Origin of the sequence: Streptomyces sp. 4F14 (assembly GCF_048159485.1) — a bacterium.
In the GTDB taxonomy this organism is placed as follows: Bacteria; Actinomycetota; Actinomycetes; order Streptomycetales; family Streptomycetaceae; genus Streptomyces.
In genome coordinates, this window is the sequence record NZ_JBLRVY010000011.1 from 168,453 (window position 1) to 182,854 (window position 14,402).

Genomic DNA, 14,402 nt, shown 5'->3' on the forward strand with positions numbered 1-14,402 from the left:
GGCGTTGCCCCTTGGGTACTACCCCTCCGGTCGTACCCCTCGGCGGCGCGGGAGTTACCTCTTGAGTGCTACCCCCTGGGTACTACCCCTCAGGTCGCCCGTGCCGCCGCAGCAGGTCCGCCATGCCCTGCCGGGTCGCCGCCAGGACGACCCGGTCCGTCGGCCGCAGCACCCGGTCCGCCGGCAGGTCCCAGGTGAGACCCGTACCGGTGTCGAGGGCCAGCACCCGCCAGTGCCCGGAGCGGAACGCCTCGCCCATCGTGCGGCCCTCCAACTGCGGGTGCCCGCCCGCCTCCAGCGCCGCGAACAGCAGCACCCGGCGCTCCACGGAGATCGTGCCCAGGATCTGGCGGCCCATCATCGCCCCGGCGAAGGAGGGGGCCGCCAGATGGGAGACGCTGCGGCTGCGGGTGCGCGCGTAGGGGTGCGCGGCGCGCAGGGTGCGGTAGACGGCGGTCGCGAAGTCGTCGTCGTACAGCCGTAGTACCGCGTTGAGGTCCTGGCGCAGGGAGCGGGCGTAGAGGACGGCCTCCAGGTTGGTGGTGTCGGAGCTGGTGACCGCCAGCAGGGCGCCCGCCCGCTGGATCTTCGCCGCCTCCAGGACCCCTTCCTGGGTGACGTCCCCGAGTACTACGGGTACCCGCAGTCGCCGGGCCACCGCGAGCCCCCGCGCCTCGGGCCCCGACTCCACGCACACCACCGGGATGTCCAGCTCGCGCAGCCGGATCAGCACCCGGGTGCCGATCTTGCCGAGGCCCAGCAGGACGACGTGCCCGCTCATCCCGCGCGGCGGCTTGCGCAGGGCGCCCGCGCTGCGGAACGTGCCCAGCGCTTCGAGCGCGGCGGCCAGCAGCACCGGCAGCAGCAGCAACCCCATGAGCCCGGACAGGAGTTGGAGGATCTGCCGGGCCAACGGGTCGCCCACGGCAGGGTCGTTGATGGCGAACAGGTCCAGCAGGGTCAGGTACAGCGCGCCCAGCGGATGGATGCCCGTCGCCAGCCACAGCGCCACCGCCAGCGCGAGGACGCAGGTGACGACCCCCGCCAGCGACCAGCGCAGCCGCCGCGAGAAGAGCGACGCCATCGGTGCGATGAACCCCGCCCCGCGCCCTGTCGAGAGGCTGCCCTCGGAGGCGTACGACACCTGCTCCAGGACCACGGTCCCGCGCCCCGGCGAGGCGGCCACCGCTGTCCTCACCGCCTCGGCGTCCGGCAGGAGTTGGGGGCCCTGCTCGATGTGCCCCTCGGTCTCCGAGGAGAGCAGCGCGAGCGTGGCGAGGCCGGGCGCGGCCCCCTCGCCGTGGTGCTCGACCGCCCGCAGGAGCAGGCCGTCGGTCTGGACGACCTTGGCGGTGCCCGCGATCGCGGTCGCGGCGAGCGCCGGGGCCGCGGTGTCCGCGGCGGACAGGACCGTCGTCGTGCCGACCGCGGCGTCCTCGTCGCCGGACGCCAACAGGGCGGCCTGGTCGAGGAGTTCCTCGATGTGCTGGCCCAGCCTCCGGTTGTACAGGCGCAGCACGAGCCGCAGGCGCGGGTTGAGGCGGCGGGCGGTGAGGGCGGCGCGGATGTTGGTCTCGTCATCGTCGTAGACCAGGGCGAGGGCCGCCGCCCTCTCCACGCCCGCCTCGGCGAGGACCGCCTCGACGGGCTCGGCGGCCTCCAGGGTGCGCGCGTCCCCGGCGGGAGTCAGCGGCGGGCCCGAACCGGCGTTGCCCGCCGCCCTGTTGACGGCGGCGCTGACCACGCGGTCGAGCAGCGCCGCCGAGACCGCGCGGGCCCGGCCCACCACGGGAGGGCGTACCGTGCGCTGGGCGGGCGGGACGACGAGGACGACCTCCTCGCCGTAGACGCCCCGGAGTTCGGCGGCCAGACGGTGTGCGAGACCGTCGTCGCCGCACACCACCATGTGTGCCTCGGCATCGAACGGTCTGGCCTGATTCGGAACGGTCCCCACGACGGAGAAGACTGCCTCATCGAGACACGTGGTTCCAGCAACGATCTGAACGGAGCGGACGATTCGGTCGTACTTGAGTCGTAGGGGGCGTACGGGTCGTCGAGAGCGGAGGCTTGCAGGTGCGATCCACCAGTGCTGAGGTGCCCCGGCCATGACCACTGTCGTCACCGGCCAGGGGGCCAAGGACGGTAGCCCTGAAGAGGTAGGCCGGAAGAGGGAGGAGCGGCCTCCTCGGCTGAACTCCCAGCTCGTCCTGGTCCTCGGCATGCTGCTGATGGTGCTGTTCCAGTCGCCGGTCCGGCGCGCGCTCGGCTTCCCGGTCATGCAGAGCTGGACGACCGTGTTCGTCGCCGTCGTCGTCCAGGCCCTGCCCTTCCTGGTCCTGGGGGTACTGCTCTCGGCGGCCATCGCCGTGTACGTCCCGCCGTCGTTCTTCGCGCGTGCCCTGCCCAAGCGGCCCGCGCTCGCGGTGCCGGTCGCCGGGATGGCCGGGGTGGCGCTGCCGGGGTGCGAATGCGCGTCCGTCCCGGTGGCCGGGGCTCTGGTGCGCAGGGGGGTGACTCCGGCCGCCGCGCTCGCTTTTCTGCTGTCCGCGCCGGCGATCAATCCCATTGTCCTGACGGCCACCGCGGTCGCCTTTCCGCGGAATCCCGAAATGGTCGTGGCGCGTTTCGTCGCCAGCCTCGCCGTGGCCTGTCTGATGGGGTGGCTGTGGTTGCGGCTGGGGCGGACGGATCTGCTGAAACCGCCCACGCACGCCGCCTATGAGGGGCGGACGAAAGGCGCCGCTTTCTGGGGTGCCGTCCGGCACGACGTCATGCACGCCGGGGGATTTCTCGTGGTCGGCGCGATGGCCGCCGCGACCCTGAAAGCGGTGGCGCCGGAGAGCTGGCTGCAGACCGCCGCCGACCATCCGGTGATCTCCGTTCTCGCGCTGTCCGTTCTCGCCGTCGTGCTTTCCATCTGCTCGGAGGCGGACGCCTTTGTCGCCGCCTCTCTGACGCAGTTCTCCTTGACCGCCCGGCTGGCCTTCCTGGTCGTCGGGCCGATGATCGACCTCAAATTGTTCGCCATGCAGACGGGAACGTTCGGCCGGAGTTTCGCGCTGCGATTCGCCCCCGCGACCTTCGTCCTCGCCATCGTGGTGTCGGTGCTCACCGGGGCGGTGCTGCTGTGAATCGTCAGGCCCAGTCGGCCGTACTCTTCCTGCTCGGCGCGGCCCTGCTGCACGCCGGGAGCACGGATCTCTATCTGCGGTACGTCAAGGCCGGATTGCGGCCGCTGCTGCTGGCGGCGGGCGTGGTGCTGATCGTCGCGGCGGCGGCGACGTGGTGGTACGAGCGGAAACAGGCACCCGGCGGGGAAAGCCACGCGCACCGCGAACCCCGTATTTCCTGGCTTCTCCTCCTCCCTCTCCTCGCCCTGATTCTCGTCGCCCCGCCCGCCCTCGGTTCCTACAGCGCCACCCGTACCGGAACAGCGCTCCAGGAACCCGTCGTCTACGGGAAGATCCCCGCCACCGGCCCGCTGAAGCTGGCACTCGTCGACTACGCGGGCCGGGCGATCTATGACAACAAGAACATCAAGGGCCGCGAGATCCAGATCGCCGGATTCCTGGCACTGGACAAGGACGGCACCCCGTATCTCGTGCGCATGGCGCTGAGTTGCTGCGCCGCCGACGCCCAGCCGGTGAAAGTCGCCCTGACCGGCGATATTCCCCCGGTCCTCCAGCCGGACACCTGGCTCCTGATCACCGGCACGTATTCACCGAAACGCATGGCCGACCCGGTGAACGGCGGCCCCATTCCCTTCATCCAGGTGACCCGCGCGGCTCCGGTCGCCCAGCCGACGGATCCTTACGACGAGACGTGGAACGGCTGAACCGGCAGGAAAGGCGCCGGAATTCAGAACGCGATGTCGTCCGGTCCGCTCCGGCGCCGCCGCAGGAAAAGCGCCGCCCCCGTCACCGCGGAGGCCCCCAGCAGGACCGCGCCGAGGAGGAAGGTGTTACGGGGAATGCCGAACCAGCCCAGGCTGGAGGCGCCCTTGGGGGCGTCGCTGTCCGGGTCGAGGGAGGCGGTGGCTCCGTGGTCGTAGGGGTCCGGTACCCGAGTACTACGGGCCGGGTCGTGCGAGGCCGGCGGGTGCGAGCCGGCCGGGTGGGCGCCGCTGCCGGGGGCGGTGGAGGTCCCGGAGGGGGTGTGGTGGCTCCCGGGGTCGTTCGGGTGCTGGTGTCCGGGCGGGATCAGCGAGAAGGCGGGCAGGTCACCCGGGACCTGGACTCCGGAGGGATGGGTCGAGGGGATACCCGGGAGGTAGCCCCCGGGTACCTCGCCGGGAAGGAACCCGGGGACCACGACCGGTACGCCGTCGTACCCCGTGGGGGGTACCTCTCCGGGGGCGGTCCCCGGCTCGATCCCGGCGGCGAGAGCGGCCGAGTCGCCCGACATCTCCTGCGCGCCCGGCGCGGGCACGTCGTCCTCGGCGGTCTCCGGCCCGACCTCGGCGCCGAGCGGCATCGGCACCGGCGTCACGACCTCGCCCGCGCTCTGCTCGAACGGCACCCCGAACCGCAGCGAACTGCGCGCCCGCAGCATCGGCGCACCGATCAACCGCCCTTTGCGGTCCAGGGTGCTGGTGCGGTCGCTGCCCTCGGCGAGCCCGTCGCTGACCTGGGAGCCGGGGTCGAGGCGCAGCCGGACGGTGCAGTGCGCGGTCCCCCCGGGCGCCACCCGGCGTAGTACCGACGTACCCTCCGCGCACGTCACTCCCCGGGGGGCCAGACTGCGGTCGGTGATGCGGACGCCGTGCACGGGCAGGTTGCCGGTGTTGACGAGGGCGTACTTCAGCGTGACGCGCGCGGGCTCACCGGGACCGGCGGGCGTGGCGACCGTGGCGCGCTGGCTGAGCACGAGCGTGCCGCCGACCCCCGCGTACCCGGACCGGGCGGTGGCTCTGACCGGCGCGTTCAGGGAGGGGATCCGGCCGGCGGCGGTGGCCTGCGCGATCCGCCTGCCCTTCTGTGCGCCGCCCTGGGCCCGGCAGGTCGTGGAGGTCAGCCCGGGCAGCAGCCGGACCTTGTCGCCACCGCCCGCACAGGTGATGCGGGCGCCCTTCATACCTGGGTCGTAGATCCGTACGTCGTGCAGATCGGCGCCGCCCTTGTTGGTGAGGCGGTACTCCTTGAGTACGGGGTGGCCGGTGCGGATGCCCGGGTCGACGGCTCCGGTGCCGGGCCGCTGGTTGACGATCACCCGGAGGACCAGCCCTCTGGTGCCGGTCCCGTCCGCGGGGGCCGCGGCCGGTGCCGCGTGGGTGGGCCAGCAGGTGGAGAGGGCCGTGCACGCCAGGACCAGCGGCAGGACCGTCCGCCGGACCAGGGCGGTGGCGGTGGCTCGGGGAGCCGGGGCGACGGTGTGCCCGTCGTACCGGGGAAATCGGATGATCATGAACGTATTGATCATTATGGTTGTGGGCGCCGCGGGGGCGGCACGCGCAGCGGACGTCATATGGGCGCACGGATTCACCCCGTTCTTTTGGCGGGCGCCCGGTAGAGGGGGCCAGGGCCAATGGGGGGTCCCGCAAGGGGAGATGGGGACGGTCCCGGGGCGGTGCCCGGCAGGCCCACGGCTGGCTCCCGGGGTGTAGTACCTGCGCGGGACGCCTCGACCGGGGGCCGCCGTTTCGTCTGATCGGATGCTGATCATCCGTCGTTCTCGGGACACGCCGCAGACGTACGGGTGGCTCCGAGGCCGCAGCCGGTTACATGCGAGCCGACCCACCCGCCCCCACCCCCGCTGGAGCACAGGTTGGCGCCGAGCAGCCCGAGCACCCCGAGCAGCCCCGGCGGCAGGGCCCTGAAGACGTACGGCACGGCCGCAACCGCCGCCGCCGTACTGGCCGTTGCCCTGACCGTCGTCCTCCACCCGCACCCCGACGCCCCGGACACCGACGGCCGGCCCGCCCCGCCGCAGCCGGAGGTACGGGTCGGCGCGCGCTCCCAGGAACCGCACGCCCCGGGACGGACGGGGCCCGTCGACCCGGACGCCCCCGTCACCGTCACCCTGAACGGACAGGGTCACCTCACGGACGTAACTCTCCAGGACGACGCGGGACACCGGGTGGCCGGCCGCCTCGACCCCGCGGCCCGCGTGTGGCGCAGTACCCACGTCCTGCGGGCCGCCACCCACTACATTGCCGAGGTCCGCACCGACCCCCAGCCCCGATCCACCCCCCACCGCACGGAGTTCACCACCTCCCGCGCCCGCAGCGGCCTCCTCACGGTCACCCTCGGCCCGTCCGACGGGGATACCCGTAGTACCCCGGAGGGAGCCACCGCGACCCGCCGTACCCACGGCGTGGGCCAGATCGTCACCGCCCACCTCAGCCACCCCGTACCCCCGGAGAGCCGGGCCCTCCTGGAGAGCCACCTCAAGGTCACCGCCACCCCGGCCGCCGCCCCCGGCACCTGGCACTGGCTGGACTCCACCACCCTCCACTACCGCCCCCGCACCTACTGGCCCGCACGGGCCGACATCCGCGTCACCGCCGACGACCTCGCCGGACTACGCCTCACGGAGCAGTTGCGGGTAGCCCCCGTAGTACCCCTCAGGTTCTCCACCGGCCCCCGGGTGGAGGCCGTCATCGACGTCTCCGCCCACCGGATGAGCGTCCTGCGCGACGGTACGACGCTCAGGGTCATCCCCGTGACGACGGGCAAGGAGGGCTACCGCACCCGTGCCGGCGTCAAGGTCGTCCTCGACAAGCAGGCCGTCCTCAGGATGCGCAGCACGACCATCGGCATCCCCTCCGACACCGACGAGGCCTATGACCTGCCGGTGCGCCACGCGATCCGCCTCACCCGCAGCGGCGAGTACCTCCACGCGGCCCCCTGGGCGGCCTCGTCGTTCGGACGCCGGGACGTCAGCCACGGCTGCGTCGGGATGAGCGACGAGGACGCGGCGTGGCTGTTCCTGATCCTCGGCGAGGGCGACATCACCCGCACCGTCCACACGCGCGGCCAGGAGATGACGCCGTTCTCCAACGGCGTGGGCGACTGGAACATGCCGTGGGCCGAGTGGGCCAAGGGCAGTGCCCTGAACGGGAGAAGCGCCGTACGGCCCGCCGAACAGCACCTGCGTCCCTCGGCCTCGTGACACGGGAGAGGCGGACGACGAACCTCCAACTGCACGATCCTCACGCCTTCTTGACGAGTTCTTGACGGCAGTCGGCACCAACACCCCGGAAAACACTGCCGAGAACCGGCAATGCGGGCGGCTCCGGGCCGCGGGCACGATGACGGCACCACCCCAACGGCCCGAGGACGTACTCCATGGATGTCGTAGTCGTGCTGGCAGCCGTCGGCCTGCTCCTGCTGCTGCTCGCGCTCCTGCTGGTCTCCCGGCTCTTCCGCAAGGTCGAGCAGGGCAAGGCGCTGATCGTGTCCAGGATGCGCAAGGTGGACGTGACGTTCACCGGGCAGATCGTGCTGCCGGTCCTGCACAAGGCCGAGACGATGGACATCTCGGTGAAGGCGATCGAGATCACCCGCGCCGGCAAGGAGGGGCTGATCTGCAGGGACAACATCCGCGCCGACATCCGCATCTCGTTCTTCGTCAAGGTCAACAAGACCGCCGAGGACGTCGTGAAGGTCGCGCAGGCGGTCGGCACGGCCCGCGCCAGCGACCAGAAGACCCTCCAGGAACTGTTCCACGCGAAGTTCTCCGAGGCCCTCAAGACCGTCGGCAAACAGCTCGACTTCACCGATCTCTACACCAAGCGCGAGGAGTTGAGATACCGGATCATCGAGGTCATCGGCGTCGACCTCAACGGCTACCACCTGGAGGACGCGGCGATCGACTACCTGGAGCAGACGCCGCTCACCCAGCTCGACCCCGCCAACGTCCTTGACGCACAAGGCATTCGGAAGATCACCGAACTCACCGCAACCGAGCACGTCCGCACCAACGAGGCCCAGCGCACCGAGGAGAAGGAGATCACGCGCCAGAACGTCGACGCGCGCGAGGCCATCCTCGAACTCGAACGCCGCCAGGCCGACGCGGAGATCAAGCAGCGCCGCGAGATCGAGACCTCACGGGCCCGCGAGGAGGCCGAGACCGCGCGGGTGATCGAGGAGGAACGCCTGCGCTCCCAGGGCGCGTTCCTGCGCACGGAGGAACAACTCGGCGTCCAGCGCGAGAACCAGGCCCGCGAGGTCGCCGTCGCCGCGAAGAACCGTGAGCGCGTCATCGCCGTCGAGAACGAACGCATCGAGAAGGACCGGCAGTTGGAGGTCATCGCCCGCGAGCGCGAGACCCAGCTGACCCGGATCGCCGCCGACAAGGAGGTCGAGGCGGAGCGCCGGGAGATCGCCGAGGTCGTACGCGAACGCGTCGCCGTGGACCGGACGGTCGCCGAACAGGAAGAAGCCATCAAGAAGTTGAGGGCCGTCGAGGAGGCCGAGCGGGAGCGCCAGGCCGTCGTCATCGCCGCCGAGGCGGAGGCCCAGGAGAAGCTGGTCAAGGACATCAAGGCCGCGGAAGCCGCCGAGGTGGCGGCAGTTCACCGCGCCGCCGAGGAACTCACCCTCGCCGAGGCCCGGTTGAAGAGCGCGGACCTCGACGCACAGGCCAGACTCCGGCTCGCGGAGGGCATCCAGGCCGAGGCCGCCGCCGCGGGACTCGCCGCCGTGCAGGTGCGCGACAAGGAGGCCGAGGTCGTCGAGAAGACCGGCCGCGCCGAGGCCGAAGCGGCGGCGGCGAGGATGCGCGCCGAGGCCGAGGGCACCCGCGCCACCGCCCTCGCCCGCGCCGAGGGCGCCGAGGCCCAGGCCCTCGCCGACGCCAGGGCGATCGGCGAGAAGCTCAAGGCGGAGGCCGCCGGGCTCACCGACAAGGCCGCCGCGCTGGCCGCCCTCGACGAGGCGTCCCGCACCCACGAGGAGTACCGCCTGCGGCTGGAGGCGGAGAAGGAGATCCGCCTCGCCGGACTCGACGTGCAACGGCAGGTCGCCCAGGCGCAGGCCACCGTCCTCGCGACCGGCCTGGAGAACGCGGACATCGACATCGTCGGCGGCGACTCGGTCTTCCTCGACCGCCTCGTCGGCTCCATCGCACTCGGCAAGGGCGTCGACGGATTCGTCCAGCACTCCGACACCGCCCAGGCGTTGACGAAGCCCTGGCTCGACGGCGGCGCCTCCTTCACCGACGACCTCACCCGGGTGCTGGGCCCGGTCACCACCTCCGACGTCCAGAACCTCACCGTCTCCGCCCTCCTGGCGAAGCTGATGAAGTCCGGCGTCGACCTCTCCGGGCTCCGCCAACTCCTCGACACCACACCCGAGTCGGGCCACGCCGAACTCAACGGCACCACCAGGCCCTGACCTGGCGCGGGACGCCGTAGCCGCCGCGCGGGGGGCAGCGGCTCCGGCGTCCCGCCCACCAACACCCTTGGGGAAGACGTTGAGTTCACAGGCGTACGACGGTGTCGACCCCGGCACCTACGAACTCCTCCGCGACCGGCTCGCCGCCCAGGCCGCCGAACTCGCCCGGCACTCCGATGAGTTGAACGCCCGCCGGGTCGAGGAGTTCGGCGCCACCGGCCTCGCCCTCACCGGCACGGGCGCCTTGCGCACCGAACACCCCGCCGCACCCCGGGACATCGTGGCCGTCGGCGACCTCCTCCTCTTCGGGTACGACACCGGCCCCGACGGCCAGGGCCGGCCCGAGCGCCAGGTAGGCGACGTACTCGCCCTGTACGACCGCGAGTTGACCCGAGTCCCGGACGACACCCTCCCCGGACTCCTCGACTCCCCGGACTTCCTGCGGGAGTTCACCGCCCTCCACCGCTACTACCGCCAGGCCCGCCTGCTGCGGCTCCACCTCACCGACGACCGCCTGCTGGCCGTCTTCCGGACCGGCGAGAAGGCCGGCGACCTGCGCGTCCTACGCTGGTCCCGCACGCCGGGCGGCCGGCCGGAGTTCCTCGACGCGCGGGGCGACCGGGACCTCGTACGACCGGAGAGGTACGACTTCGGCTGGACGGAGGTAGTACGGGAGGACCACGTCCAGGGCCGGTACGCCCGTCTCCCGGAAGGGCTGCGCGTCTCGACCTCGGACGGCGTCCTCACCCTTACGGCCGACGGGGGCGACAGGGGCGACGCGGGCGACGTGCTCCACGCCGAGCCCGTCACCGAAGCCCTCCAGTCCCTCGCCGACGCAGACATCGCGCACGCCCGCGTCGGCCCCCTCGTCCTCGTCCGGGTCCGCCCCTACCGGGAGCCTGCCCACCGCTACCTCGTCGTCAGCACCCTGACCCGGACCGTCGTCCGCCTCGACGGCATCGGGCAGGCGTGCCGACGCCTCCCCGACGACCAGGGCATCGTCTTCCCCGGCGGCCACTGCCTGGCCTCCGGCGCGCACAAGACCTACGAACTCGACGCCGGGGGGCTGGAGTTCGAGCGGGAGGTGCGGTCGCCGTACGGGGAGGACGTCCTGTACGCCTTCGGCGGCGAGGGGCGGGCGCTGCTGCTGTCGTACAACACCATCCGCGAGGAGTTCGCCGCGCCGCTGACCTGCCGGGCGTGGGCGCGGTGGGACGACGGCGAACTGGCCGAGCTGCGGGCGGGCGAGGAGCCGGGACGCGTGCACGCCGTGCGGCGCTGGGCGACGCCGTACGTCTCCGACACGTACGCGCGGGCCGGGGGAGGGGGCGGGGCGCTGGGCCGGGTGGGGAACGCCGACCTGGTGCGGGGGATCGCCGACTGCCTCTCGATCGCGCGGTCGGCGGGGGAGACCACCGCGACGGTCGAGGGGCACGAGGCCCTGGTCGCCGCCTGCACCAAGACGGTTGACGCCCACCACTGGCTCGCCGACAGTGAACTCGGCGGACTCGCGGCTCAGTTGCTGGACGTGCAGGCCACCGCCGAGCAGGTCCTCGCCGAGTTCCGCACCGTCCGCACCCTCACCCGCCAGGCCGCCGACGCACTCGACGAGGCCGCCGCCCAACTAGCCGCCGTCGTCCGGAGGCTGCGCGGCGAGACCCCGCGCACTGCCGCCGCCTGGGTGACCGGATTGGCCGAACTCCGGCACGCCCAGGGGCACTTGCTGACGCTCAGAGAACTGCGGTACGCGGACCTGCCCCGCATCGACGCGCTGTCCGAGGAGGCCGGGGCCGACCTGGACCGGTTCGGTCGGCGGGCCGTCGAGTCCCTGGCCCGGCCTGACGCCTTCGACACCCAACAGGCCGACGTGGAAAGGCTGTCGGCCGACGCGGGCGCCATCGCGACCGTCGCGGAGGCCGACCCCGTCGCCGGCCGCATCGAGGCCCTGGGGGAGGGCCTGCGGACCGTCACCGAGGTGGTGGCGGGCCTCGACATCGGGGACACGACCGTACGGACGGCCGTACTGGAGCGCATCGCCGGTGTCCTCGGCGGCGTCAACCGAGCCCGCGCCGTCCTCGACGCCCGCCGCCGTACCCTGCGCGACAGCGAGGGCCGCGCCGAATTCGCCGCCGAATTCGCCCTGTTGGGCCAGACTGTCACCGCCGCGCTCGCGGCGGCGGACACGCCGGACGCCTGCGACACCCAACTCGCGGGTGTCCTCGTCCGGTTGGAGAACCTGGAGTCACGGTTCGCCGGGTTCGACGACTTCCTCGCCCGACTCGACGACCAGCGCGCCGAGGTGGCCGACGCCTTCGCCGCCCGCAGACAGAGCCTCCTCGACACTCGCGCCCGCCGCGCCGACCACCTCGCCGCCTCCGCCGTACGCGTCCTGGAGACCATCGCCCGCCGCGCCGCGACCCTGCCCGACGCGGACGCCGTCAGCACCCACTTCGCCTCCGACCCGATGGTCGCGAAGATCCGCCGCACGGCCGGCGAACTCCGCCAACTCGGCGACACCGTAAGGGCGGAGGAACTCGACGGCCGCCTGCGCGCCGCCCGCCAGGAGGCGACCCGCGCCCTGCGCGACCGCACCGACCTGTACGCCGACGACGGCCGCACCCTGCTCCTGGGCACCCACCGCTTCGCCGTCACCACCCAGCCCCTCGACCTCACCCTCATACCCCAGGGTGACCACCTCGCCTTCGCCCTCACCGGCACCGACTACCGCGCCCCCGTCACCGACCCCGCCCTCACCGCCGCCCGCCCCTACTGGGACCGCACCCTCCCCTCCGAATCCCCGCAGGTCAGCCGAGCCGAACACCTCGCCGCCCGCCTCCTGCGCGACCCCGGCCCCACCACCCTCACCACGACCGACGACCTTCCCGCCCTCGTACGCCGGGTAGCTCAGGAGTCGTACGACGAGGGGTACGAGCGCGGCGTCCACGACCACGACGCGACCGCGATCCTGCGCGCGGTACTACCCGTGTACGACCACGTGGGTACCCTGCGCCACGAGCCCGCCGTCCGTGCCGCCGCCCAGCTGACCTGGGCGCACGGCGTCGACGCCGACGCACGCGCGACCTGGACCCGGCGGGCCCGCTCACTCGCCCGCGCCCGTGAGCTGTTCGGCACCGCACCCGGAACCACCGACCTGGTGAGGGAGTTGGCCGCCGCCCTCGGGGGATCACAGCCCGCCGCCGAGTACCTCTTCGAGGAACTGACCTCCGGCCCCGAGGGGTTCGTGCTGAGCGAGCCCGCACGGACATTCGTCGACAAGTTCCGTTCCGGCGCGGGGAGCGGCGTGGGGAGCGGCGTGGGGAGTTCCGCCTACGACGACGACCTCGCGGCCCTGGACGGGCTGGCGGAGCGGCAGCAGCTCGTGCGGGCGTGGCTGTCGGCGTACGCGTCCTCAAGTGGGCTGGAACTGGAGGAAGGTGAGCTGGCCGAGGCCGTCGCGGCCGAACTCTGCCCGGAGTTGACGCGGTACTCGGCGGAAGGCTCGACCGCTGTCACGGTCAAGGGGCTGCTGGGGTCCCATCCCCGGGTAGTGGACGGCGAGTTGGTGATCCGCCTCGACGAATTCCTTGCCAGGACCGGCGAGTTCGAGGAGCACGACGTACCCGCCTTCCGCGCCTACCAGCGGCGTCGCGCAGAGGTGGTGGCCGCCGAGCGGACGCGGCTGCGGCTCGCGGAGCACCGGGCGCGGCCCATGACGTCCTTCGTCCGCAACCGGCTGATCGACGACGTGTATCTGCCGCTGATCGGCGACAGCCTCGCGCGGCAGATCGGCACCGCCGGGGAAACCGGACGCACCGACACCGGCGGTCTGCTGCTCCTGATCTCCCCGCCGGGATACGGGAAAACGACCCTCATGGAATATGTCGCCGACCGGCTCGGGCTGATGCTGGTGAAAATCAGCGGACCGGCACTGGGACATGACGTCACCTCCCTCGATCCCGCAGAGGCACCCGACGCGACCGCCCGACAAGAGGTCGAGAAGGTCAATTTCGCGTTGGCGGCAGGAAACAACACCCTGCTCTACCTCGACGACATCCAGCACGTGTCCGCTGAATTCCTCCAGAAATTCATCCCCTTGTGCGATGCGACCCGGCGCATCGACGGCGTCTGGGACGAGAAACCCCGCACCTTCGACCTGCGCGGAAAGCGATTCGCCGTCTGCATGGCCGGCAACCCCTTCACCGAGTCCGGCGCGCGATTCCGCGTACCCGACATGCTGGCGAACCGCGCCGACGTCTGGAACCTCGGAGACGTCCTCACCGGAAAAGAATCCGCATTCGCCGAAAGCTTCCTGGAGAACGCCCTCACCTCGAACCCCGTCCTCTCCCCCCTCGCCGCCCGCGACCGCACCGACCTGCACACCTTCACCCGCCTCGCGCAGAACGCCCCCAATACCCGCCCGGACCACCTCCACCACCCCTACACCCCCACCGAGATCGAGGAGATCGTCTCCGTGGTACGCCACGTCCTCCGGGCCCGCGAAACCGTCCTGGCCGTCAACGCCGCCTACATCAATTCCGCCACCCAAACCCACGAAACCCGAACCGAACCACCATTCCGCCTCCAAGGCTCGTACCGCACCATGAACCGCATCACCCAACGCATCCGCCCCGCGATGAACACCCACGAGCTCGACGCCATCATCAACGACCACTTCCTCGCCGAATCCCAGACCCTGGCCGACCACGCCGAGGCGAACCTCCTGAAACTGGCCGAACTGAGAGGAACCCTTTCGGCCGACCTGTCGGAAAGGTGGGCCGCACTGAAAGCGGCCTATGCCCCGGCAGCGGGAAACGACCCGATGAACCGGGCTGCCACAGCCTTGGAAGCGCTCGCGGAACGAATGACGGCGGTCGAGGAGGCTATCGGGCGGGTTGCCGATCGGTAGGCAGCGAATATGGAGAAACCTCCATCTTCCTCAAGCGGGCGATCTCGACGGCCCGGAAGACACCGAGCGACGGGACGACCGGCGGCCCGCACGACCGTCGGGGCAGCGGCGACAACTCCTCAGGGAAGCCGACCAAGATCCTGCCCCAGCTCTCTCCCCAG

General features: G+C 71.8%; 7 protein-coding genes. 5 read left to right on the forward strand and 2 right to left on the reverse strand.

The window, feature by feature from the left end:
- Window positions 1–82 precede the first annotated feature (82 nt).
- On the reverse strand, window positions 83–1,906 hold the full coding sequence (locus ACLZOT_RS21210; protein ID WP_416970662.1) for an NAD-binding protein: 1,824 nt from the start codon (window positions 1,904–1,906) through the stop codon (window positions 83–85).
- A 199-nt stretch (window positions 1,907–2,105) separates the two neighbouring features.
- On the opposite strand from ACLZOT_RS21210, the gene ACLZOT_RS21215 reads away from it, so the two are divergent.
- Complete coding sequence (locus tag ACLZOT_RS21215) at window positions 2,106–3,131, forward strand: permease (protein ID WP_416970553.1); 1,026 nt, start codon at window positions 2,106–2,108, stop codon at window positions 3,129–3,131.
- Entirely contained in the window at window positions 3,128–3,835 is a 708-nt protein-coding gene (locus tag ACLZOT_RS21220) for a TIGR03943 family putative permease subunit (protein ID WP_416970554.1), read from the forward strand. The genes ACLZOT_RS21215 and ACLZOT_RS21220 overlap by 4 nt, the downstream gene beginning before the upstream one ends.
- A 23-nt stretch (window positions 3,836–3,858) precedes the next feature.
- Here the strand turns inward: ACLZOT_RS21220 and ACLZOT_RS21225 are convergent, their stop codons facing one another.
- Complete coding sequence (locus ACLZOT_RS21225) at window positions 3,859–5,403, reverse strand: hypothetical protein (RefSeq protein WP_416970555.1); 1,545 nt, start codon at window positions 5,401–5,403, stop codon at window positions 3,859–3,861.
- Window positions 5,404–5,763: 360 nt separating this feature from the next.
- Between ACLZOT_RS21225 and ACLZOT_RS21230 the strand changes: the two genes are divergently transcribed.
- The 3 genes from ACLZOT_RS21230 (at window position 5,764) to ACLZOT_RS21240 (ending at window position 14,241) form a co-directional block, all read left to right on the forward strand.
- Window positions 5,764–7,110 (forward strand): Ig-like domain-containing protein, encoded by a 1,347-nt coding sequence (locus ACLZOT_RS21230; RefSeq protein WP_416970556.1) that lies wholly within the window; start codon window positions 5,764–5,766, stop codon window positions 7,108–7,110.
- Window positions 7,111–7,286: 176 nt separating this feature from the next.
- Window positions 7,287–9,335: a flotillin family protein gene (locus ACLZOT_RS21235; protein WP_416970557.1), complete on the forward strand. Its 2,049-nt coding sequence runs from the start codon at window positions 7,287–7,289 to the stop codon at window positions 9,333–9,335.
- A 79-nt stretch (window positions 9,336–9,414) separates the two neighbouring features.
- Window positions 9,415–14,241, forward strand: coding sequence for a DNA repair ATPase (locus tag ACLZOT_RS21240; RefSeq protein ID WP_416970558.1), 4,827 nt, complete (start codon window positions 9,415–9,417; stop codon window positions 14,239–14,241).
- The last annotated feature ends 161 nt before the right edge of the window (window positions 14,242–14,402 follow it).

Bases quoted from the DNA above. Each gene is read 5' to 3' on its own strand.
- ACLZOT_RS21215 (WP_416970553.1), top strand. From the start codon at position 2,106: ATGACCACTGTCGTCACCGGCCAGGGGGCCAAGGACGGTAGCCCTGAA.
- ACLZOT_RS21225 (WP_416970555.1), bottom strand. From the start codon at position 5,403: ATGATCATCCGATTTCCCCGGTACGACGGGCACACCGTCGCCCCGGCT.
- ACLZOT_RS21235 (WP_416970557.1), top strand. From the start codon at position 7,287: ATGGATGTCGTAGTCGTGCTGGCAGCCGTCGGCCTGCTCCTGCTGCTG.
- ACLZOT_RS21210 (WP_416970662.1), bottom strand. From the start codon at position 1,906: ATGGTGGTGTGCGGCGACGACGGTCTCGCACACCGTCTGGCCGCCGAA.